This window comes from Polaromonas sp., assembly GCF_039930745.1.
In the GTDB taxonomy this organism is placed as follows: domain Bacteria; phylum Pseudomonadota; class Gammaproteobacteria; order Burkholderiales; family Burkholderiaceae_C; genus Polaromonas.
Map to the genome: position 1 here is coordinate 1 of NZ_JBDTTH010000038.1, position 20,879 is coordinate 20,879.

Annotated in this window: 21 protein-coding genes, 1 tRNA gene and 1 riboswitch; of the genes, 15 read left to right on the forward strand and 7 right to left on the reverse strand. The window is 61.1% G+C overall.

What is annotated here, in order from left to right; all coding sequences use genetic code 11:
- The 11 genes from ABI660_RS12910 to ABI660_RS12960 all read left to right on the forward strand — a co-directional run.
- Positions 1-575 (forward strand): nitrite/sulfite reductase (locus tag ABI660_RS12910; RefSeq protein WP_348068598.1); only part of this gene is annotated, 575 nt, incomplete at its 5' end.
- Positions 576-585: 10 nt separating this feature from the next.
- Positions 586-981: a DUF934 domain-containing protein gene (locus tag ABI660_RS12915; protein ID WP_348068600.1), complete on the forward strand. Its 396-nt coding sequence runs from the start codon at positions 586-588 to the stop codon at positions 979-981.
- 5 nt (positions 982-986) lie between these two features.
- The gene (locus tag ABI660_RS12920; protein ID WP_348068602.1) at positions 987-1,607 is read left to right on the forward strand and encodes a phosphoadenosine phosphosulfate reductase family protein; all 621 of its coding nucleotides are present in this window, start codon (positions 987-989) and stop codon (positions 1,605-1,607) included.
- Between the two features lie 3 nt (positions 1,608-1,610).
- Positions 1,611-2,567, forward strand: coding sequence for a sulfate adenylyltransferase subunit CysD (gene cysD, locus ABI660_RS12925; RefSeq protein ID WP_348068604.1), 957 nt, complete (start codon positions 1,611-1,613; stop codon positions 2,565-2,567).
- Entirely contained in the window at positions 2,567-3,880 is a 1,314-nt protein-coding gene (locus ABI660_RS12930; protein WP_348068606.1) for a GTP-binding protein, read from the forward strand. The genes cysD and ABI660_RS12930 overlap by 1 nt, the downstream gene beginning before the upstream one ends.
- A gap of 88 nt (positions 3,881-3,968) precedes the next feature.
- A complete protein-coding gene (gene fdxA, locus ABI660_RS12935) occupies positions 3,969-4,298 on the forward strand; it encodes a ferredoxin FdxA (RefSeq protein WP_348068608.1) in 330 nt (109 codons plus the stop codon).
- A gap of 36 nt (positions 4,299-4,334) precedes the next feature.
- Positions 4,335-5,435 carry an NAD(P)/FAD-dependent oxidoreductase gene (locus ABI660_RS12940; protein ID WP_348068610.1) on the forward strand — a complete coding sequence of 367 codons (1,101 nt, stop codon included), beginning with the start codon at positions 4,335-4,337 and terminating at the stop codon, positions 5,433-5,435.
- A gap of 194 nt (positions 5,436-5,629) precedes the next feature.
- Positions 5,630-6,127 (forward strand): ATP-binding protein, encoded by a 498-nt coding sequence (locus ABI660_RS12945; protein WP_348068612.1) that lies wholly within the window; start codon positions 5,630-5,632, stop codon positions 6,125-6,127.
- Between the two features lie 9 nt (positions 6,128-6,136).
- Positions 6,137-6,790 carry a DUF2239 family protein gene (locus ABI660_RS12950; RefSeq protein WP_348068614.1) on the forward strand — a complete coding sequence of 218 codons (654 nt, stop codon included), beginning with the start codon at positions 6,137-6,139 and terminating at the stop codon, positions 6,788-6,790.
- On the forward strand, positions 6,787-8,136 hold the full coding sequence (locus ABI660_RS12955; RefSeq protein ID WP_348068616.1) for an MATE family efflux transporter: 1,350 nt from the start codon (positions 6,787-6,789) through the stop codon (positions 8,134-8,136). Before ABI660_RS12950 ends, ABI660_RS12955 begins: the two co-directional genes overlap by 4 nt.
- Positions 8,137-8,193: 57 nt before the next feature.
- Positions 8,194-8,292: riboswitch (TPP riboswitch) on the forward strand.
- A 64-nt stretch (positions 8,293-8,356) separates the two neighbouring features.
- Positions 8,357-9,661 carry a cytosine permease gene (locus tag ABI660_RS12960; RefSeq protein ID WP_348068618.1) on the forward strand — a complete coding sequence of 435 codons (1,305 nt, stop codon included), beginning with the start codon at positions 8,357-8,359 and terminating at the stop codon, positions 9,659-9,661.
- Positions 9,662-9,683: 22 nt separating this feature from the next.
- On the opposite strand, the gene thiD is transcribed toward ABI660_RS12960, so the two are convergent.
- Positions 9,684-10,526, reverse strand: a complete 843-nt coding sequence (thiD, locus tag ABI660_RS12965) for a bifunctional hydroxymethylpyrimidine kinase/phosphomethylpyrimidine kinase (protein ID WP_348068620.1) — start codon at positions 10,524-10,526, stop codon at positions 9,684-9,686.
- A gap of 167 nt (positions 10,527-10,693) precedes the next feature.
- Here thiD and ABI660_RS12970 point away from each other — a divergent pair.
- From ABI660_RS12970 to ABI660_RS12985, 4 genes are all read left to right on the forward strand, one after another.
- Positions 10,694-10,769, forward strand: a tRNA-Asn gene (locus ABI660_RS12970).
- Positions 10,770-10,890: 121 nt separating this feature from the next.
- Positions 10,891-11,664, forward strand: a complete 774-nt coding sequence (aat, locus tag ABI660_RS12975; protein ID WP_348068622.1) for a leucyl/phenylalanyl-tRNA--protein transferase — start codon at positions 10,891-10,893, stop codon at positions 11,662-11,664.
- Positions 11,661-12,407 carry an arginyltransferase gene (locus tag ABI660_RS12980; RefSeq protein WP_348068624.1) on the forward strand — a complete coding sequence of 249 codons (747 nt, stop codon included), beginning with the start codon at positions 11,661-11,663 and terminating at the stop codon, positions 12,405-12,407. The genes aat and ABI660_RS12980 overlap by 4 nt, the downstream gene beginning before the upstream one ends.
- A gap of 110 nt (positions 12,408-12,517) precedes the next feature.
- On the forward strand, positions 12,518-13,309 hold the full coding sequence (locus ABI660_RS12985; protein WP_348068626.1) for an IclR family transcriptional regulator: 792 nt from the start codon (positions 12,518-12,520) through the stop codon (positions 13,307-13,309).
- A gap of 96 nt (positions 13,310-13,405) precedes the next feature.
- Here the strand turns inward: ABI660_RS12985 and pbpG are convergent, their stop codons facing one another.
- The 6 genes from pbpG to ilvN form a co-directional block, all read right to left on the reverse strand.
- A complete protein-coding gene (pbpG, locus tag ABI660_RS12990) occupies positions 13,406-14,467 on the reverse strand; it encodes a D-alanyl-D-alanine endopeptidase (RefSeq protein WP_348068628.1) in 1,062 nt (353 codons plus the stop codon).
- Positions 14,468-14,663: 196 nt separating this feature from the next.
- Positions 14,664-16,202: a 2-isopropylmalate synthase gene (locus tag ABI660_RS12995; protein WP_348068630.1), complete on the reverse strand. Its 1,539-nt coding sequence runs from the start codon at positions 16,200-16,202 to the stop codon at positions 14,664-14,666.
- A gap of 45 nt (positions 16,203-16,247) precedes the next feature.
- Positions 16,248-17,939: a 2-isopropylmalate synthase gene (gene leuA, locus ABI660_RS13000; protein ID WP_348068632.1), complete on the reverse strand. Its 1,692-nt coding sequence runs from the start codon at positions 17,937-17,939 to the stop codon at positions 16,248-16,250.
- Positions 17,940-18,156: 217 nt separating this feature from the next.
- The gene (pssA, locus tag ABI660_RS13005) at positions 18,157-18,969 is read right to left on the reverse strand and encodes a CDP-diacylglycerol--serine O-phosphatidyltransferase (protein WP_348068634.1); all 813 of its coding nucleotides are present in this window, start codon (positions 18,967-18,969) and stop codon (positions 18,157-18,159) included.
- A gap of 171 nt (positions 18,970-19,140) precedes the next feature.
- Positions 19,141-20,157: a ketol-acid reductoisomerase gene (gene ilvC / locus ABI660_RS13010; protein WP_348068636.1), complete on the reverse strand. Its 1,017-nt coding sequence runs from the start codon at positions 20,155-20,157 to the stop codon at positions 19,141-19,143.
- A 137-nt stretch (positions 20,158-20,294) separates the two neighbouring features.
- On the reverse strand, positions 20,295-20,786 hold the full coding sequence (gene ilvN, locus ABI660_RS13015; protein ID WP_011483239.1) for an acetolactate synthase small subunit: 492 nt from the start codon (positions 20,784-20,786) through the stop codon (positions 20,295-20,297).
- Positions 20,787-20,879 lie beyond the last annotated feature (93 nt).

Genomic DNA, 20,879 nt, shown 5'->3' on the forward strand with positions numbered 1-20,879 from the left:
TCACGCACGACCAGAACCTGCTGCTGCCCTGGGTGCGCTGCGACGAGTTGCCCGAGCTGTGGCGCGCTGCCCGCAAGGCCGGTTTTGCCAAACCCAACATCCGCCTGCTGACCGACATGATTGCCTGCCCCGGCGGCGACTTCTGCTCGCTGGCTAATGCCCGCTCCATCCCGATCGCCGAGGCCATCACTGAGCGTTACCAGGACATGGACGAGCTGCATGACCTGGGCGAGATCGACCTGCACATCAGCGGCTGCATCAATTCCTGCGGCCACCACCACAGCGGCCACATCGGCATCCTGGGCGTGGACAAGGACGGCCTGGAGTGGTACCAAGTGTCGCTGGGCGGCTCCGACGGCTCCGCGCTGAGCGGCACGCCTGTGCCCGGCAAGGTGGTGGGCCCCTCGTTCTCCGCGGCCGAAGTGCCCGAAGTGATTGAGGCCGTGCTGGACACCTACCGCCGCGAGCGCGAGGCCGGCGAGACCTTTATCGCCACCCTGCGCCGCGTTGGCATTGACTCATTCAAGACCGCCGCCAACGGCGCGCGTTTTGCAGCCGCCGCTGTGGCCGCCTGAGGAGAACTGCATGAAACTTCTGCCATTTGCTGACCACACCGTCATTGAAACCCCCACCGTTCTGGTGCTCGCCAACGACGCCGACCCTCTGCAGGCCGCGCTGGAAGGCGTGACGCGCATCGACCTGCACTTTCCGAAATTCACCGATGGCCGCGCCTTCAGCCAGGCCTTTTTGCTGCGCCGCCGGCGCGAGTTCAGCGGTGAAATCCGCGCCACCGGCGATGTGCTGGTGGACCAGCTCGCCCAGATGGAGCGCAGCGGCTTTGACGTCGCCGTGCTGCGCGCCGACCAGGACATGGCCATAGCCCAGCGCGTGCTGGCCAGCTACCCCGGCTACGGCGTGGGCCGCTACCAGGGTGACGCGGTCCATGTGCAACCACACTTCAAGGAGGCGGCTGCAGCCTGAACACCATGAGCTTCGACCTCGCAAAGATCAACGCAGAACTCGGCCACAACTCGCAGGGCCTGGTGGACTGGGCCGCGGGACTGGGCAAGCCCGCCATCGTCACCACCAACTTCCGTCCCTTCGAGGCGGTCATCCTGCACATGGTGACGCGCGCCCACCCCCGCGTCCCCGTGGTCTGGATGGACAACGGCTACAACACCGAGGCCACCTACCGCTTTGCAGACGAAGTGACGAAGCTGCTCAAGCTGGACCTGCACATTTACCTGCCGCGCCGCTCTCGTGCGCACCGCGAGGCCGTGGAAGGCCAGACCCCGGCGCTGGACGATCCACGTCATGCGGCCTTCACCGAAGAAGTGAAGCTTGAGCCCTTTGCCCGCGCCCTGCGCGAAACGGCGCCCCAGGTCTGGTTCACCGCCTTGCGCGCCACAGACACCGCGGTACGTGCACAAATGGACCCTGTCAGCGTCAACCCCGACGGCCTGATCAAGGTCGCGCCTCTCCTGTACTGGTCGTCCAAAGACCTTTACCAGTACTGTGAGACCCATGGCCTGCCCAATAATTTCGACTACGTGGACCCAACCAAGGGCGAGGACAACCGCGAATGCGGCCTGCACCTCGCACACTGACTTATGAACGCCCGCACACCTTCCAATCTGCTGCCAGCCGACCCCGCGACCTCCATCGCGCGGCTGTCCAACGCCCACCTCGATGCGCTCGAGGAAGAGACCATTTTCATCCTGCGCGAGGTAGCGGCTGCCTTCGAGCGCCCGACCCTGCTGTTTTCGGGCGGCAAGGATTCACTGGTCATGCTCAAGTGCGCCGAGAAAGCCTTTGGTGTGGGCCGCATCCCCTACCCGCTGCTGATGATCGACACCGGGCACAACTTCCATGAAGTAACTGACTTCCGTGACCTGCGCGCGAAAGAACTGGGTGCCGAGCTGATCGTGCGCAACGTGGAAGACTCTATGAAACGCGGCACCGTGCGCCTGGCGCACCCCGGCGAGTCGCGCAATGTGCACCAGTCGGTGACCTTGCTCGAAGCGATTGACGAGTTCCGTTTTGACGCGTTGATTGGCGGCGCGCGCCGCGATGAGGAAAAGGCCCGCGCCAAGGAGCGCATCTTCTCGCACCGCGACAGCTTCGGCCAGTGGCAGCCCAAGGCCCAGCGACCAGAGCTGTGGACGCTGTTCAACACCCGGCTGCAGCCCGGCGAGCATTTCCGCGTGTTCCCGATTTCCAACTGGACCGAACTCGACGTGTGGCAATACATAGAGCGCGAAAACATCGCCCTGCCTTCGCTTTATTACGCGCACCAGCGCAAGGTGGTTGAGCGCAAGGGCCTGCTGGTTCCGGTGACCGAACTCACTCCCGCGCGTGATGGCGAGCAGGTGGTCGAAAAAACCGTTCGCTTTCGCACCGTCGGCGACATCACCTGCACCTGCCCGGTGGACAGCCCGGCCGCCACCGCTGCCGAGATCGTGATCGAAACACTGGCCGCCGATGTGAGCGAGCGCGGCGCCACCCGCATGGACGACAAGACCTCCGACGCTTCGATGGAGAAGCGCAAAAAAGATGGGTATTTCTGATGAGCACTACTGATTTGATAGCTGACAGTGCACAACCGACGCGGGCTACAGGCCAAAATGACCTTCGATCTGCACTGAAGTTCATCACCTGCGGCTCGGTTGACGATGGCAAAAGCACGCTGATCGGCCGCCTGCTGGTGGACAGCAAGGCTGTGCTGCAGGACCATCTGGCCGGCGTGCAGCGCCAGGGCGAGACCGACTTGGCCTTGCTGACCGATGGCCTGAGCGCCGAACGCGAGCAGGGCATCACCATTGACGTGGCCTACCGCTACTTCAACACGGAAAATCGCAAGTTCATCATTGGCGATGCACCCGGCCATGAGCAGTACACGCGCAACATGGTCACCGCCGCGTCAAGCGCTGACGCCGCCGTGGTGCTGGTCGATGCCACCAAGCTGGACTGGAAGAACCCGTCCATGGAACTGCTGCACCAAACCCGCCGCCACTCGCTGCTGGTCAACCTGCTGCGCGTGCCGTCCATTGTGTTTGCCGTGAACAAGCTCGACGCGGTGGAGGATTCGACGCTGGCTTTCAAAAACATCAGCGCGGCGTTGACGGTTTTTGCCCTGGCCGCGAAGATTCCGGTCAAGGCCATCGTGCCCATCTCCGCGCTGATTGGCCACAACGTGGTGGACGCCAAGCCGGGCTGGTGCGGCTACGAAGGCCTGTCGCTGCTGCAACTGCTGGAACACCTGCCCGCCACGCCGGCCGAAAGCACCGAGGCTTTTGCCTTTCCGGTGCAGTGGGTCGAAAAATTCTCGTCCTCGTCGGACACCTCCCAGGGTCGCCGCGTTTTCTGGGGCCGTGTCGCCACCGGCGGCGTGCAGCCGGGCCAAGCCGTGACCGTGCTGCCCAGCGGGCAAACTGCCGTGGTGGCCCAGGTCCTGGACCATACGCGCCAGCCCCGCTCCATCCTGGCCGGGCACAGCGCCGGTATTGTGCTGGACCGCGAAGTGGACGTTTCGCGCGGCGACTGGCTGCTGGCAGCGGACACCTTTGAACCCTCGCGCGAACTGTCGGTCACCATTGCCTGGATGGACGACGAACCCCTGATCGCTGGCCGTGCCTACTGGGCGCTGCACGGTCACCGCTGGGTCAAGGCCAAGGTCAAGCGCATCGTCCACAAGCTCGATGTCAACACCCTGGCCGAGGAAGACGCCAGCGAACTGCCACCCAATGCGATAGGCCATGTGGAGTTGAGCCTGCAGGCACCGCTGGCCACCCTGCCCTATGCCCGTTCGCGGGTGCTGGGCTCGCTGGTTCTGGTGGACACCGCCTCGAACAAGACCTCTGGTGCCGCGCTGATCCTTTGATCAGGATCAGACCTGTCCCACGCCAACTTAACCCTGCTCATGGAATCCTCTTAAAATTGAGGGTTTCCACCGATCCCGCAAGAACAACATGACTCACATCGTTTCTGAATCCTGCATCCGCTGCAAATACACCGACTGTGTGGATGTCTGCCCCGTGGACTGCTTCCGCGAAGGCCCCAACATGCTGGTGATTGATCCGGACGAGTGCATCGATTGCGCGGTCTGCATCCCCGAATGCCCGGTCAATGCCATTTATGCCGAAGAAGACGTGCCGGCCAACCAGGTCAACTTCATCAAGATCAACGCCGAGCTGAGCAACGCCCCCGGCTGGAAAAGCATCACCAAGCGCAAGGAAGCCCTGCCTGATGCCGAAGAGTGGAAAGACGTCACCAGCAAACTGGACCAGCTCGTCCGCTAGTGTCCTGTCCCGCCCAAAATTGCAAGACCAGAAATTATGGAACCTCAACTGAATCAGGAAGTGATCAACACGGCGGCCGCGCATGACGGCCCGATCGAGACCGATGCGGTCATCGTCGGCGCGGGCCCGGTCGGGCTGTTCCAGGTGTTTGAACTCGGCCTGCTGGAAATCAAGGCGCATCTGATTGACTCGCTGGCCTATCCCGGCGGCCAGTGCATCGAACTCTACCCCGACAAACCGATTTACGACATCCCCGCTGTGCCGGTGTGCACCGGCCAGGAACTGACGAACTCGCTGCTCAAGCAAATTGAGCCCTTCGGCGCCACCTTTCACTTCGGCCAGGAAGTCAGCGTCGTTGAAAAACAGGAGGACGGCCGCTTTTTCGTCCAGACCTCCAAAGGCACGCAGTTCCTGACAAAAACCATCTTCATCGCCGCGGGTGTGGGGGCTTTCCAGCCACGCCTGCTGAAGGTGGATGGCCTCGAGAAGTTTGACAACACGCAACTGTTTTACCGCGTGAAATCACCGGCCGACTTTGCCGGCAAAAACCTGGTCGTTGTGGGTGGCGGCGACTCCGCTCTCGACTGGGCACTCAATTTCGCCAAGGAAGGCCCGAACAAGGCCGAAAGCGTCATCCTCATCCACCGCCGCGACGGCTTCAAGGCCGCACCGGCTAGCGTCGCAAAGATGAAAGAACTCTGCGACAACTACGAGATGCAGTTCATCGTTGGCCAGATCACGGGCTACGAAGAAAAAGACGGCAAGCTCACGGGCGCCAAAGTTACCGGCTCCGACGGCATCACCCGCGTGGTACCACTCGACGTGCTGCTGGTCTTCTTCGGCCTGTCGCCCAAACTGGGGCCGATTGCCGACTGGGGCCTGGACATCGAGCGCAAACAGCTCAAGGTGGACACCGAAAAGTTTTCAACCAACGTGCCGGGCATTTTTGCGGTCGGTGACATCAACACCTACCCCGGCAAGAAAAAGCTGATCCTCAGTGGCTTTCATGAGTGCGCGCTGGCCGCTTTCGGGGCTGCGCCTTTCATTTTCCCAGACAAGAAAATCCACCTACAGTACACCACCACCAGCCCGAAACTGCACAAGGTGCTGGGCGTGGAGACACCTGTTTTCGACTGAAATACGGTCACTTCAGCGTCAGACCCGCCATGTGCGGGCTTTTTTTTGTCTGTCGTTTTTCGTTTAATTTAACCCGGGTAATATTGACTTTACTGTTTTACCCGGGTAATATTCATCGCATTGCAAAGAGGACATGCTGGAGGCCACGGCAAGTCAGGCATCTCTTCAATCTGGTCCTTCTGTGAGAGAACTTTATGGGAAGCATTCACCTCGTCTTCGGCCCGCAGGGCGCAGGCAAATCAAGCTATGCGCGCCAGCTGGCAGCACGCATCGAAGGCATTCGCCTGTCGATCGACGACTGGATGGCCCAGCTGTATGGCCCCGACTTGCCGACACCCATGAACTTCGCGTGGATCATGGAACGCGTTCAAAGGTGCGAGAAGCGAATCTGGGCCACTGCGGCGGAAATTGCCGGCACAGGGGGCCACGTGGTGCTCGACCTTGGATTCATGAAGGCAAAAAACCGGACTGAATTCCTGGCGCTGGCCAGCGCCAGCCAATATCCGGCACAGCTTCACTTTGTCAATGCACCGCTCGATGTCAGGCGCCAGCGCGTGCTCCAGAGGAACAGCGACAAGGGCGACACTTTCTCCTTCGAGGTCACGGCGCCCATGTTCGACTTCATGGAACGCGAGTTCGAACCGCCCACGGAGCAGGAACTCGCCAGCGCCACCGTGTTCCATTCACACTGAAAGAAAATCATGACGCCATCATCCGGCCCCACGGCCAGCGCCGCCCCAGAGCGGTGTTGCACAGCCTTTGAGGAAAGCCGCCGCATCGCGACTGGCCTGTTAAGTGAGGTCGCACTGAAGGTCAAGGCCGTCACCGACCAGGGCCGGCAGAAAAGCATTCTGGTATTCGACGACCTGACCAGCGAGCAGGTCGAACTGGACCTGCGCGGCAACGACGCCGATGTGCTGGGCCGCCTGCAGCGTCCAGATGTCGATGGCGGTGATGCACCTGCAGCCCCTGCGCCGGACGATACGCCGCGCGGACCCGGGCGACCCAGGCTAGGCGTGATCGCGCGCGAGGTGACGCTGCTGCCACGGCACTGGGAGTGGCTGGGCAGTCAACCCGGCGGGGCTTCTGTGGCCCTGCGCAAGCTGGTCGAGGAAGCACGCCGCACCCACGAGGGCAAAGACCGCGTGCGGCGGGCGCAGGAGTCGGCCTATCGTTTCATGTCGGCCATTGCAAGCAGTCTTCCAGGATTTGAAGAAGCCAGCCGCGCACTGTTCGCGGGAGACAGCGTGCGCTTTGACGAGCAAACCCAGGCGTGGCCGGTTGACTTGCGCCATCATGCACTGGGCCTGGCCCGGCTGGCTTTCCTCGCGCCTGAAGGAACGGACGCGGCATGACACGTCGATCTCCGCTGATGTGGAAGGCCTTTCTCGTTTTCCTCGGCCCCATGATGGCCAGCAACATCCTCCAGGGGCTGTCGGGCACGATCAACAACATTTACCTGGGCCAGATGCTCGGTGTCAGCGCCATGGCCTCGGTGTCGGCGTTCTTTCCCGTCCTGTTTTTCTTCATTTCCTTCGTCATCGGACTCGGTGCCGGTGCCTCGGTCCTGATCGGCCAGGCGTGGGGTGCCCAGGAGCCAGACCGGGTCAAGGCCATTGTCGGCACCGTGTTGAGCGTCGGCCTGCTGGCCGGGCTTACCGTCGCGGTATTCGGCGGAACCTTCACCGGCCTGCTGCTCACCTTGCTGGGAACGCCGGCCGATATCCTGCCCGGCTCCATCGCCTATGCCCGCGTGATGCTGATCGCCATGCCCGGCCTGTTCGTGTTCCTGCTGGTCACCTCCATGATGCGTGGCGTGGGCGACACGCTGACGCCGCTGCTAACGCTGCTTCTGTCCACCGCGGTGGGTCTGGTCGTGACACCGGCGCTGATTCGCGGCTGGGGCGGCCTGCCCCAAATGGGAGTCGCCAGCGGCGCCTGGGGGGCGGTGGTGTCTTTCACGGTGGCGCTGCTCTGGTTGGCCTGGTACCTGCGGCGCCGCGGCCACGCGCTGGCTCCCGACGCCCGGTTTCTGCATCACATGAAGATCGACCGGGCCATCCTCGGGAAAGTCCTGCGCATCGGGTTGCCCACAGGCATACAGATGGTCATCGTCTCGTTCGCCGAAGTGGCTGTGCTGTTCCTGGTCAACCGCTTCGGCTCCGATGCCACGGCCGCCTACGGTGCAGTGAACCAGATCGTGGCCTATGTACAGTTTCCGGCGATCTCCATTGCCATCACGACCTCCATCCTCGGCGCGCATGCAATAGGTGCGGGTCATCCAGAGCGCCTGGGCACCATTGCGCGCACAGCCATCATGCTCAATCTGGTGGTCACCGGCGGCCTGGTGCTGCTGGCCTACCTGTTCTCGCGCAGCATCATCGGCCTGTTCATCACGAGCGCGCCGGTCATCGAGACGGCCCAGACCCTGCTGCACATCATGCTGTGGAGCACGGTCATCTTCGGCATGTCTGCGGCTGTCTCGGGCGTGATGCGCGCCAGCGGCTCGGTGCTGGTGCCCACCGCGATTTCCATCACTGCCATTCTGGCAATCGAGGTGCCCGTCGCGTGGCTGCTGAGCCGGTACATCGGCCTCAACGGCATCTGGGTCGCCTATCCTGTGGCGTTCACCGCCATGCTGGCGATGCAGAGCGCCTACTACCGGCTGGTGTGGCGGCACAAGCCCATCCACCGGCTGTGAATCTGCGGCACGCTGTGCCGGTACTGCCGTAGAATCCGGAACGCGCGCTCGCAGGAGCGCATTCGCTGGGGGTGTTGCCACGCGAGTGGCGACTGAGAAAGTCCCTTTGAACCTGACTGAGGTAATCCTCGCGCAGGGAAGCATGTCCTGGGCGCCACAGGTTTTTCAAGCTGGCTGGCGCCTTTGCAAGCCGACCTGCCATTGACACAAGGAAACGTTAATGGCTTCCGTAAACAACACGTCCAATACCGCCCTCACGCCGCTGCCGCAGGGCGACCGCCTGTTTGGCTGGCGCGAACATGCCGCGCTCTGGCTCAGTCTGGGTGTGGGCCTGCTGGTCATGCAGATCGGTGCCTACCTGGTGCCCGCCCTTGGGGCCCAGACAGCCCTGGCCGTGATTGTTGTCGGCTCTGTCCTTGGCGCGGGCCTGCTGGCCTGGACTGCAAAGATAGGCTGCGACAGCGGCTTGTCCAGCGCTGGCCTGATGCACGCTACCTATGGCAGCAACTTTGCGCGCCTGCCGGTACTGCTCAACATCGTGCAGCTCATCGGCTGGACCACCTTCGAACTGGTGGTCATGCGCGATGGCACCATTGCCATCGCACGCCAGTCCGGCTCTTTTGTCGCGTCCTTCTGGCCGGTGCTGGCCACGCTGCTCTGGGGCGGCGTGCTGATTGCGCTGCTCTCGGGCTCCATGGTCAAGCTGGTGCGCAAGTTCATAGGCCGCTACGGCCTGCCGCTGGTGATTGCCTCACTGCTATGGCTGACCTGGCAGTTTCTTGGCCGCGCGCAGGCGCAAGGTTGGGAAGCGATCTGGAACCGCCCCGGCACAGACGCCATGAGTACCCTGTCGGCCCTGGACCTGGTGATTGCCATGCCGGTTTCCTGGCTGCCGCTGGTGGCAGATTTTTCACGCCATGGGCGGGACGGCAAAAGCGCGCTGCGCGGCACCTGGCTCGGTTATGCCATCGCCAACACCTGGTGTTACAGCCTGGGCGTGCTGATTGCCCTGACCACCCCGAGCACCGACCTGGTGGCGGCCTTGCTGCTGGCGCAGGGCGGGCTGATTGCGCTGGGCCTGATCCTGATCGACGAAGTGGACAACGCCTATGGCGATTTGTACTCGGGCTCGGTCGCGGGCCACAGCCTCAAACCCGGCTGGAGCCTGCGCCGCTGGGGCATGGCGCTCGCCGTGTTGTGCACCGGGCTGGCGCTGGTACTGCCCATGCACAGCCTGGAGCCGTTTCTGCTGATGCTCAGCTCGGTGTTTGTACCGCTGTACGGTGTGATCCTGGCGCGCCTGAGCGGAACGCCCCACGTTGCCTCGCTGCTGGGGACGAAGAAGGTCAATGGCAGCGCGGTGGTCATCTGGGTTCTCGGCGTGGCGACCTACCATCTGTGCGCCAAGCTTGCGCCCGAGTGGGGTGCTGCGCTGCCCACGCTGGCCCTGACTTTTGTACTGGCACGCCTGAGCCGCGCCTCTTCAGGACCGGCTGCCGGCGCGTCAGCTGCCAGCACCGCCTGAACTTGAAAGTCGTTAAACCCCTCTAAAGCCGTTTGAGCCGCATGGGCACGGGCGCATGCCCGTGGTTCAGCGGCCCGCTGCCGGCGCCGGTTTTCACCTTGGCACCTGCCAGCAGCGCCGCGCGCACATAAGCCCGGGCCGATTCCACCGCTTCCCGCAGCGGTTGCCCCAACGCAAGCCCTGCAGCAATGGCGGACGACAGCGTACAGCCCGTCCCATGCGTATTTGCGCTGTGGATGCGTGGCGCGTGCATCCAGTGGCTTTCCCCTGATGCCGTCAGCAGCAGATCCATAACCGTGTCGCCCGGCAAATGCCCACCCTTGAGCAACACCGCATGTGCGCCTTGCGACAGCAGCTCATGCGCTGCTGATTCCATGTCTTCAGCATTCTTCAATGGCCGCCTCACCAGCAAGGCTGCTTCGTCAAGATTGGGAGTGACGAGGACGGCGCGCGGAAACAGCTCACGCACCAGGACTTCAATGGCCGGGTTGTCAATGAGCACCGCGCCGCTGGTGGCCACCATCACCGGATCCAGCACAATTTTTTTGAGCGCGTGGTGGTCAATGGCACCGGCCACAGCCATCACGATCTCGGGCGCGTGCAACATGCCGATCTTCACGGCATCGGCACCGATGTCCTCAACCACCGCGTCAATCTGGTCACGCAACATGGCGGGTGGCACGCCATGAATGGCCCGCACCCCCTGGGTGTTCTGCGCCGTCAGCGCCGTGATGGCGGTCATGCCATAACAGCCCAGCGCGGCAAAGGTCTTCAGGTCCGCCTGAATGCCCGCGCCCCCGCCGCTGTCAGAGCCGGCAATGGACAATACGCGCGGGTACTCGAACTCAAAAATATCATTGCTCATGAAGAAAAGTGTTTCCCGTTGGATCAGGCCTGACGGAGGCAATGGCGGATTATCAGGGGAAGCCGCCTGCGGCCCGGTGCTGTGCAGACCGGCACCCGGATTATCGGCCCCGAGGTGGCCGGTGAAGCGGAAGCGCAAAAATATCAGGCTATAATCTTAGGCTGTATTCCTCAATAGCTCAGTTGGTAGAGCGCCGGACTGTTAATCCGTAGGTCCCTGGTTCGAGCCCAGGTTGAGGAGCCAAAATTCAAAGCCTGGACGCGCATAACGTCCAGGCTTTTTCGTTGGTGGCGTTACCATTTGCGGATGATGTCCATGCACCGCCATCCCATGCGGTTAACACATACCAATCCAAGATCCCGCCGTGCGCAAGTCACCTCACCCCCTGCCCTGGCTTGAAGCGGATGAGGCTTTTCCGCCTGTGGACAAGGCCTGGGCCGAGGGCGACCCGGCGCCCGGATTACTGGCGGCGGGCCGGTCGCTCGATGTGGCGACCTTGCGGCAGGCCTATGCGCAGGGCATCTTCCCGTGGTTCGGCCTTGGGCAGCCCATTTTGTGGTGGAGCCCCAACCCGCGCATGGTGCTGCAGACGCAACATTTCAAGCTGCACCGTTCGCTGCGCAAAAGCCTGCTTCGGTTTATCGAGGCGCCAGGCCATGAGGTCCGTTTTGACACGGCATTTGAGGCGGTCATTCATGCCTGCGCCGGCACACCCCGGGAAGGGCAGGCAGGCACCTGGATCGTGCCCGACATGGTGAGGGCCTATACCGCCCTGCACCACGCCGGTGACGCCCACAGTCTGGAGACCTGGGTGAATGATGAACTTGTCGGTGGGCTGTATTGCGTCAACCTGGGCGGCATGGTGTTTGGCGAGTCGATGTTTGCGCACCAGACCGATGCCTCCAAAATTGCGCTCGCCGCGCTGGTGGCTTTCTGCCGGGCCAAGGGCCTGCCCCTGATTGACTGCCAGCAGAATACGCGGCATCTGGCTTCGCTTGGTGCCGCGGAAATTCCCCGCGCGAAATTTGTCGCACATGTGGCCATCAACGCTGCGCAAACTTCCCCTCACTGGGAATTTGACGCCCTATACTGGAACCAGCTATTGACGGCCAAGACGCAGAGTGACCTGACGACGTGACGCACCTCAAAGACCTGCCCCTCCAGACGCTGCAGTTTTATGCCACAGCGCCCTACCCCTGCAGCTACCTGCCAGGCAGGCAGGCGCGCTCGCAGGTTGCCACACCCAGCCACCTGATTCACAACGCCGCCTATTCGGAGTTGGTAACCAACGGCTTCCGCCGCAGCGGCATGTTCACTTACCGGCCCTATTGCGATGGCTGCCAGGCCTGTGTGCCACTGCGGGTGCAGGTGGCGACTTTCCAGCCCGACCGCAGCCAGCGGCGCGCATGGAAACAGCATCAGGCGCTTCAGGTTCGGGCGCTCAAACTGTGTTTCATGCCTGAGCACTACCAGCTTTACCTTCGCTACCAGAACGGGCGCCACGCTGGCGGCGGCATGGACCACGACAGCATCGACCAGTACACCCAGTTTCTGCTGCAGAGCCGGGTCAATTCACGCCTGGTGGAGTTTCGCGAGACCCTGCCCAACGGTGAGGCCGGTGCGCTGAAGATGGTGTCCATTCTTGACGTACTGGAAGACGGCGTTTCGGCGGTGTACACGTTTTACGAGCCCGACGCGCAGGCGAGCTATGGCACCTACGGCGTTCTCTGGCAAATTGAACAAGCCAGGCAGTTGGGCCTGCCCCATGTGTACCTGGGGTACTGGATCGCGCAGAGTCCAAAAATGAACTACAAAGTCCGGTTTTTACCGAACCAGATCCTGGTTGATGGGCAATGGGTAAGGTCAGGCGAGGCGGCGTAATTCAGCGTCATCCATCCAGGGCGCACCGTCCGTCGCCGAAGATGCAGCATTGCAATAAAGCCGGGCACCATGATTTCACCAGCTAAAATCTGCTGAAGACATCGCCACCCATGAGAAAACTCGATCCCCTCGCCTCGCCCGCCAAGCCCACGGTTCAGGTCATTGAACGCATGTTCACCCTGCTGGAGATTCTTGCGGGCCGCGAGGAAGCCGTCTCGCTCAAGGAGATCAGCGAAAAATCGGGCCTGCACCCGTCCACCGCGCACCGCATCCTGAACGACCTGGCCACGGGACGCTTTGTGGATCGCCCGGTGGCCGGCAGCTACCGGCTGGGCATGCGGCTGCTCGAGCTCGGCAACCTGGTGAAGGCACGCCTGAGCGTGCGCGACGCAGCGCTGACGCCTATGCGTGAGCTGCACAAGCTGATCCAGCAACCGGTGAACCTGAGCATGCGCCAGGGTGATGAAATCATTTACGTGGAGCGCGCCTACAGCGAGCGCTCCGGCATGCAGGTGGTGCGTGCCATCGGCGGTCGCGCGCCCCTGCACCTGACCTCCGTGGGCAAGCTGTTCCTGGCTTTCGACGATCCCCAGCGGCTGCGCAGCTATGCCACACGCACCGGTCTGCCGGGCCAGACGAAAAACAGCATTACACAGCTCACGGTGCTTGAGCGTGAGCTGTCCAGGGCGCGCCAGTACGGCATTGCGCGCGACAACGAAGAGCTGGAGTTGGGGGTGCGCTGCATGGCCGCGGGCATCTACGACGACCAGAGCAAACTGGTGGCAGGCCTGTCGATTTCGGCACCGGCCGACAGGCTGGATGAAAACTGGCTGCCCAAGCTGCAATCGACGGCAAGCGAGATTTCAGCAGCGCTGGGCTACAAATCCGATAATTTCAAGTAAAAACGGCCTCCAGCCCTTATACAGCGGGCGCGAGCAGCTACTTTTTATATAGCATCCGCAAGGCCGCGCAGACTGGCGAGCAGCGTCGCGCCGGCTTTAGCCGCCGCTGGCTACTGGGGTGGTAGCACTTATTCTGGCGGCGCTGACAGGCTGCGACTCCACCCAGCGGCGAACCCGCTCGGCATCACCGAGACGGCTCAATTTTCCGGCGGAATCGAGAAACACCATGATCAGCTTGCGCCCTGCAATTTTTGCCTGCATGACGAGGCATTGGCCGGCTTCGGAGATGTAGCCGGTTTTTTGCAGGCCAATTTCCCACTCGGGATTTTTAACCAGCCGGTTGGTGTTGTTGTATTGCAAGGTCTGCCGGCCCACGGCGACCTGGTAGCCGGTGGACGTGGACAACTCGCGCAACACAGGATCGCCGTGGGCGGCATTGACCAGCGTTGCCAGGTCCTGGGCACTGGACTGGTTCAGGCTCGACAGGCCAGTGGGTTCTACATACCGGGTGTCCTTCATGCCCAGCATTTTGGCTTTGGCATTCATCAGCTTCACAAAAGCAGTCATGCCACCAGGATAAGTCCGGCCAAGCGCGTGAGCGGCGCGATTTTCGCTGGACATCAGGGCCAGATGCAGCAACTCGCCGCGCGTCAGGCTGCTGCCCACACGCAGGCGCGAGCGGCTGCCTTTTTCGGTATCCACATCGTCCTGGGAAATGGTGATGGTTTCGTCCATCGGCAATTCGGCGCCACTGATGATCACACCTGTCATCAACTTGGTCAGCGACGCGATAGGCAGCACCGCATGGTCATTCTTGCTGAACAAAACTTCATGGGTGTCCTGGTCAATCACCAGGGCCACACTTGATTTCAGGTCAAGCGGATCTTGCGCGCTGTGCAGGCCGGCCAGTTGGCCAAATGAAAGCCGAGGTGGCGAGGCAACGATCACCGGCCGGCGCGGGGACTTGGACACCAAGCGGACACTTTTGCGGCTTGAGATCACCTTTTTTGAAACCGTCTTGGTCGCGTGTGACTTTTTGACGACCTGTCGCTTCGCAGACGCGGCGTGTGCCGCGGGGGCCATCAACGCAGCCGAAAACGTAAGAATTCCAACGACCTGTAAAGTCTGTTTGAAAATCGAATTCAGCGTGATGGACATGGATCGTCTCCGGGGTTCGATTAGTACGAAGCCGGAGTGTATACAAATAGAAAAAGTCACGCAATATCAAAAGCTTGCGTTGCTTTCCTAAACGCAGCAGTGAAGTGTGGCCAAGCCCGGTTTTTTGACCAGCCGGGCACCCACAAAGAATTACTAAACTATTGAATATAAAAGGATTATTTCAAATCCTGGATGCTTAGCCCTGCGCCGCCACCCGGTCAGCTTTATTTTGTAACTTGCTCAGGGCGCTCAAATAAGCCTTGGCTGAAGCCACCACGATGTCCGGATCGGCGCCGACACCATTGACCACACGTCCGCTGTTTTGCAGGCGAACCGTGACTTCTCCCTGGCTCTCCGTAGACCCGCTGATGGCGTTCACGGAATAAAGCACCATCTCCGCCCCGCTTTTGACATGGGTTTCAATGGCTTTGAGGGAGGCATCGACGGGGCCATTGCCATCCGATTCACCTCGGACTTCCTTGCCGTCCACAGTGAAGACGACGGTAGCGTGTGGGCGCTCACCGGTTTCGCTGTGCTGGGACAGCGATACAAAACCGTACTGCTCATTCTCATGGGTGAGGCTTTCGTCGCTGACCAGGGCAAGAATGTCTTCATCAAAAATTTCGCTCTTGCCATCGGCCAGTTCCTTGAAGCGCGCAAAAGCGGCATTGGTGTCCGCTTCGCTGTCCATCTGGATGCCGAGGTCTTGCAGGCGCTGCTTGAAGGCATTGCGGCCGCTGAGCTTGCCCAGCACCATCTTGTTGGAACTCCAGCCCACGTCTTCGGCACGCATGATTTCGTAGGTCTCGCGCGCCTTGAGCATGCCGTCCTGGTGAATGCCGGAAGCATGGGCAAATGCGTTGGCGCCAACCACGGCCTTGTTCGGCTGGACCACAAAACCGGTGGTCTGGCTGACCATGCGGCTCGCCGCCACGATATGAATGGGATCAATATTCATGTCAAGGTTGAAATAGTCGCGACGCGTCTTCACGGCCATGACGATTTCCTCGAGCGAGCAGTTGCCGGCACGCTCGCCGAGCCCGTTGATCGTGCATTCCACCTGCCGCGCACCGCCAATCTTCACACCCGCCAGCGAATTGGCGACCGCCATGCCGAGGTCGTTGTGGCAATGCACTGACCAGATGGCCTTGTCACTGTTCGGCACGCGTTCGCGCAAGGTCTTGATGAAGTTACCGTAGAGCTCCGGGACGGCGTAGCCGACCGTGTCGGGCACGTTGATGGTGGTCGCACCTTCGGCAATCACGGCCTCCAGCACGCGGCACAAAAAGTCCACGTCGCTGCGGTATCCGTCTTCCGGGCTGAACTCGACATCGGCCACCAGGTTGCGTGCAAAACGGACCGAGAGCCTGGCCTGCTCGAGCACCTGCTCGGGGCTCATGCGCAGCTTCTTTTCCATGTGCAGCGCACTGGTCGCGATAAAGGTGTGGATGCGCGCGCTGTTGGCGCCCCTGAGCGCTTCGGCCGCGCGGGAAATGTCGCGGTCATTGGCGCGCGACAGCGAACAGATGGTGGAATCCTTGATGGTGTTGGCAATCGCCTGGACCGCCTCAAAATCGCCATTGGAGCTGGCTGCAAATCCGGCCTCGATCACATCGACTTTCAGGCGTTCGAGCTGGCGGGCGATGCGCAGTTTTTCATCGCGCGTCATGGATGCACCGGGCGATTGCTCGCCGTCGCGCAAAGTGGTGTCGAAAATAATCAGTTTATCGGTCATGGCTGGCTCCTGCTGCGTGCTCGCTGTATGTCGTTGGGATGCAAATCAATCCGCTATGTTAGCTGGGGCCGGTTGCGAGGTACGGGCGCGCTGCAGGCCCGACACGATGGCCTTGAGCGATGCCGACACGATGTTGCCGTCCATGCCCACACCAAACAGGGTCTGGCCGTTGATCCGAAGCTCCAGATAGGCCACGGCTTGCGCGGCGGCGCCCGAGCCGATGGCGTGCTCATGGTAGTCCAGCACGCGCACGGCATGGCCAGTGGCGCTGTTGAGCCCGGCCACAAAGGCATCAATCGGACCGGTGCCTGCACCTTCGACCTGGTGGCGGGTACCGTGAAGCTGCACATCGGCCCGGATGTTGAAGGACTTGGCGCCGGCGGCAACCACCTCCTCGATCACGAGGTGCTGCGGCGCCGCGATACCCTGCACGCCGTATTCCTTTTCAAACAGCGCGAACAGGTCCTGCGCCGTCAACTCCTTGCCGGTGGCATCCATCACGCCCTGCACCACCTGGCTGAACTCGATCTGCAGGCGGCGCGGCAGCTCCAGGCCAAACTCGCTCTCGAGCAGATAGGCGATGCCGCCCTTGCCGGACTGGCTATTCACACGGATCACGGCTTCATAGCTGCGCCCCAGGTCCTTGGGGTCAATCGGCAGGTAAGGCATGTCCCAGATGTCGCCCTCCTTGCGCGCGGCAAAGGCCTTTTTGATGGCGTCCTGGTGCGACCCCGAAAACGAGGTGTAGACCAGGTCACCGGCGTAAGGATGGCGCGGGTGCACCGGCAACTGGTTGCAATGCTCGACAGTGCGGCGGATCTCGTCGATTTCCGAGAAATCAAGACCCGGTGACACGCCCTGCGTGTAGAGGTTGAGCGCAATGTTGACGAGATCGACATTGCCGGTGCGCTCGCCGTTGCCGAACAGGCAACCTTCGATACGGTCAGCGCCGGCCATCAGCGCAAATTCTCCTGCGGCGGTACCCGTTCCGCGGTCGTTGTGCGGATGCACCGACAACACTATCGCATCGCGTCGTGCCAAGTGGCAGTGCATCCATTCCATCATGTCCGCAAAGATATTTGGCGTTGAATGCTCGACCGTCGAAGGCAGGTTGATGATGCACTTATGCGCTGGCGTTGGCGCCCAAACCTCCGTCACGGCGTCCACCACACGTTTCGAGAATGCGAGCTCGGTCCCCGACCACATCTCGGGCGAATACTGAAAGGTCCAGTGCGTGCCCGGCTGCCCGGCAGCCAGTTGCAGGAACAGGCGGGCATTGTCGGTCGCCAGCTTGACGATCTCGTCTTCGTCCATGTCGAGCACCACGCGGCGCATCACCGGCGAGGTGGCGTTGTAGAGGTGAACAATGGCTCGTGGTACACCCTGCAGCGCTTCGAAGGTGCGATGAATCAGCGGTTCGCGCGCCTGGGTCAGCACCTGGATGGTGACGTCGTCCGGGATCAAGTTGTCGTCGATGAGCTTGCGTAAGAAGTCGAATTCGACCTGGGAAGCGGATGGAAAGCCTACTTCGATTTCCTTGAACCCGATTTTCACCAGCGTGTCGAACATCCTGAGTTTGCGCGCGATGTCCATGGGCTCGATCAGCGCCTGGTTGCCGTCACGCAGATCCACGCTGCACCAGATCGGCGCCTGGTGCAGCACCGTGTCCGGCCAGCTGCGGTCGGCCAGGCGGACAGGAGGAAAAGACTGGTATTTGTTCGAAGGTGTTTTCAACATGTTCATCTCATCCACTGTGAAATTTCAAACCCAGCAACCCAAAGAAAAACGGCCCGTTGCTGGTGCAAACGGGCCGTTGAATTGGGTGTACGCGTGCGCGCTACCGTCTCCGCCCGTTGGCAGATAGCAGTAGCGCTAGCGAAATTCGTTTCATGGATGGCAATGTATCACAAAATATCCGGAAGCCGCAGGCGACAGAATTCCCGTGGAACCAACTCTATTTATGCAGGCCACGTTCATCGGGCTCATCGGTTGAAGTCGATATCACGCTGGTCTGCTGCCCCTTGGCCTTGCGCCAGCCGTACAGCACATAGCCGGAAAAACCGTAGATGACAAACAGGCCGAACATGACGGTAGGCGGATCAATGTTGATTACGGCAATACCCAGGGCGATCAGCACGATCACTGCAAACGGAACACTGCGCTTGAGGCTGAGATCCTTAAAACTGTAAAAGGGTACGTTGGTGACCATGGTCAGGCCTGAATACAAAGTCAGCGCAAACATGAACCACCGGACCTCTTCGCCCCGCACGCCGGCTTCCGTCATCAGCCAGATGAAGCCCGCTACCAGCGCCGCAGCTGCCGGTGAAGGCAGGCCCTGAAAGAATCGCTTGTCCACAACGGCCGTGTTGACGTTGAACCGGGCCAGCCGCAACGCAGCGCAGGCGCAATAAACAAAGGCAGCAATCCAACCCCAGCGGCCCAGGCTGGTGAGAGCCCAGACGTAGGCAATCAATGCAGGTGCCGCACCGAAAGACACCATGTCGGACAGCGAATCCATTTGCTCGCCAAATGCGCTCTGGGTATTGGTCATGCGAGCAACACGGCCGTCGAGGCTGTCGAGCACCATGGCGCAAAAGACGCCGATCGCCGCCTGATCGAAACGGCCATTCATGGCCATCACAATGGCATAGAAGCCACCAAACAGCGCTGCCAGGGTGAACAGGTTGGGCAGGATGTAAATACCTTTGCGCCGCTTGCGCGGAGCAAGCTCATCCAGCTCCTCCGCGGCGTCGTGACCATCATGCATGCCGGGTGCTCCCGGTGTCAGGAGCGTTTTCGTGCCAAGCGTACTGCGCCGATAGTGATTGATTCATGGGGAGAGGATACCAAACGGAGAGAACCAGAAATGAAAAAGCCGCGCAAATGTCTCGCGCGGCTTGATGACTGGACCAAACGGGGCCGGTCAGCCCCGCAGGGATCAGTTGCGGGTCTGGTCAACCAGCTTGTTCTTGGCGATCCAGGGCATCATAGCGCGCAGTTTTTCGCCCACGATTTCGATCTGGTGTTCGGCATTGAGGCGGCGGCGGCTCAATAAGGTGGGCGCACCAACACGGTTCTCGAGCAGGAAGCTTTTTGCGTATTCGCCCGTCTGGATGTCCTTCAGGCACTTGCGCATGGCTTCCTTCGTGGCCGAGGTCACGATGTTCGGGCCCGTCACGTACTCGCCGTACTCGGCATTGTTCGAGATCGAGTAGTTCATGTTGGCGATGCCGCCTTCATAAATCAGGTCAACAATCAGCTTGAGCTCGTGCAGGCACTCGAAGTAAGCCATTTCAGGCGCGTAGCCGGCTTCCACCAGCGTTTCGAAACCGGCCTTGATCAGCTCAACGGTGCCGCCGCACAGCACAGCCTGCTCGCCGAACAGGTCGGTCTCGGTTTCTTCGCGGAAGTTGGTTTCGATGATGCCGGCCTTGCCGCCGCCGTTGGCCATGGCATAACTCAGCGCCAGGTCACGGGCCTTGCCGCTCTTGTCCTGGTGCACAGCCACCAGGTGGGGGACACCGCCGCCCTGAGTGTAGGTGTTGCGCACGGTGTGACCTGGCGCCTTGGGCGCAACCATCCAGACGTCGAGGTCGGCGCGCGGAATCACGGCACCGTAGTGCACGTTGAAACCGTGGGCAAACACGAGCGAGGCGCCCTGCTTGATGTTGGGAGCCACGTCATTGGCGTAGACCGCACCGATCTGTTCATCAGGCAGCAGGATCATCACGACATCGGCTGCTTTGACGGCGTCCGCGACTTCAGCGACCTTGAGGCCGGCTTTCTCGACCTTGGGCCACGAGGCGCCACCCTTGCGCAGGCCGACCACGACCTTGATGCCGCTATCGTTCAGGTTTTGCGCGTGGGCATGGCCCTGGCTGCCGTAACCGATGATGGCGACAGTCTTGCCCTTGATCAGACTCAGGTCGCAGTCTTTGTCGTAATAAACTTTCATTTTTCTCTCCGAAAATATCGTTGATGGGTTCTGGCGAAAATGCCCTTCGACAGGCTCAGGGCGAACGGTAAACACATGTCGCCACTCCTTATCCGTTCGCGTTGAGCCTGTCGAAACGCGCGCACGGACAACTTAAATCACACTCGCAAAATTCGCTCACCGCGGCCGATGCCGCTAGAGCCGGTTCGCACCGTCTCCAGGATCGCGCTGCGGTCAATGGCTTCCAGGAAGGCGTCGTTCTTGGACTGGTCACCGGTCAGCTCGATGGTGTAGCTTTTTTCCGTCACGTCGATGATTCGCCCGCGGAATATATCAGCCATGCGCTTCATCTCTTCGCGCTCCTTGCCGACCGCGCGCACCTTGACCATCATGAGCTCGCGCTCGGTGTAGGACCCTTCGGTCAGGTCCACGACCTTGACGACTTCAATCAGGCGGTTCAGGTGTTTGGTGATCTGCTCGATGACGTCGTCGGAGCCGGTGGTCTGGATCGTCATGCGTGAAAGACTGGGGTCTTCCGTCGGAGCGACGGTGAGGCTTTCGATGTTGTAGCCGCGCGCCGAGAACAGGCCGACCACGCGGGAAAGAGCGCCCGGCTCGTTTTCCAGCAAAACTGCAATGATGTGTTTCATAAGAAGATTCCTCTTTTCGCTGCCCTCCCCTGCGCACGGTAATGCGCAGGCTCGACAGACAATAGATTCGTCAGGTGACGGTGAATGAATGGA

What these genes read in the sequence shown, in the direction of transcription:
- ABI660_RS12915 (WP_348068600.1), top strand. Translation starts at nt 586, where the DNA reads ATGAAACTTCTGCCATTTGCTGACCACACCGTCATTGAAACCCCCACC.
- ABI660_RS12920 (WP_348068602.1), top strand. Translation starts at nt 987, where the DNA reads ATGAGCTTCGACCTCGCAAAGATCAACGCAGAACTCGGCCACAACTCG.
- cysD (WP_348068604.1), top strand. Translation starts at nt 1,611, where the DNA reads ATGAACGCCCGCACACCTTCCAATCTGCTGCCAGCCGACCCCGCGACC.
- ABI660_RS12930 (WP_348068606.1), top strand. Translation starts at nt 2,567, where the DNA reads ATGAGCACTACTGATTTGATAGCTGACAGTGCACAACCGACGCGGGCT.
- fdxA (WP_348068608.1), top strand. Translation starts at nt 3,969, where the DNA reads ATGACTCACATCGTTTCTGAATCCTGCATCCGCTGCAAATACACCGAC.
- ABI660_RS12940 (WP_348068610.1), top strand. Translation starts at nt 4,335, where the DNA reads ATGGAACCTCAACTGAATCAGGAAGTGATCAACACGGCGGCCGCGCAT.
- ABI660_RS12945 (WP_348068612.1), top strand. Translation starts at nt 5,630, where the DNA reads ATGGGAAGCATTCACCTCGTCTTCGGCCCGCAGGGCGCAGGCAAATCA.
- ABI660_RS12950 (WP_348068614.1), top strand. Translation starts at nt 6,137, where the DNA reads ATGACGCCATCATCCGGCCCCACGGCCAGCGCCGCCCCAGAGCGGTGT.
- ABI660_RS12955 (WP_348068616.1), top strand. Translation starts at nt 6,787, where the DNA reads ATGACACGTCGATCTCCGCTGATGTGGAAGGCCTTTCTCGTTTTCCTC.
- ABI660_RS12960 (WP_348068618.1), top strand. Translation starts at nt 8,357, where the DNA reads ATGGCTTCCGTAAACAACACGTCCAATACCGCCCTCACGCCGCTGCCG.
- thiD (WP_348068620.1), bottom strand. Translation starts at nt 10,526, where the DNA reads ATGAGCAATGATATTTTTGAGTTCGAGTACCCGCGCGTATTGTCCATT.
- ABI660_RS12985 (WP_348068626.1), top strand. Translation starts at nt 12,518, where the DNA reads ATGAGAAAACTCGATCCCCTCGCCTCGCCCGCCAAGCCCACGGTTCAG.
- pbpG (WP_348068628.1), bottom strand. Translation starts at nt 14,467, where the DNA reads ATGTCCATCACGCTGAATTCGATTTTCAAACAGACTTTACAGGTCGTT.
- ABI660_RS12995 (WP_348068630.1), bottom strand. Translation starts at nt 16,202, where the DNA reads ATGACCGATAAACTGATTATTTTCGACACCACTTTGCGCGACGGCGAG.
- leuA (WP_348068632.1), bottom strand. Translation starts at nt 17,939, where the DNA reads ATGTTGAAAACACCTTCGAACAAATACCAGTCTTTTCCTCCTGTCCGC.
- pssA (WP_348068634.1), bottom strand. Translation starts at nt 18,969, where the DNA reads ATGCATGATGGTCACGACGCCGCGGAGGAGCTGGATGAGCTTGCTCCG.
- ilvC (WP_348068636.1), bottom strand. Translation starts at nt 20,157, where the DNA reads ATGAAAGTTTATTACGACAAAGACTGCGACCTGAGTCTGATCAAGGGC.
- ilvN (WP_011483239.1), bottom strand. Translation starts at nt 20,786, where the DNA reads ATGAAACACATCATTGCAGTTTTGCTGGAAAACGAGCCGGGCGCTCTT.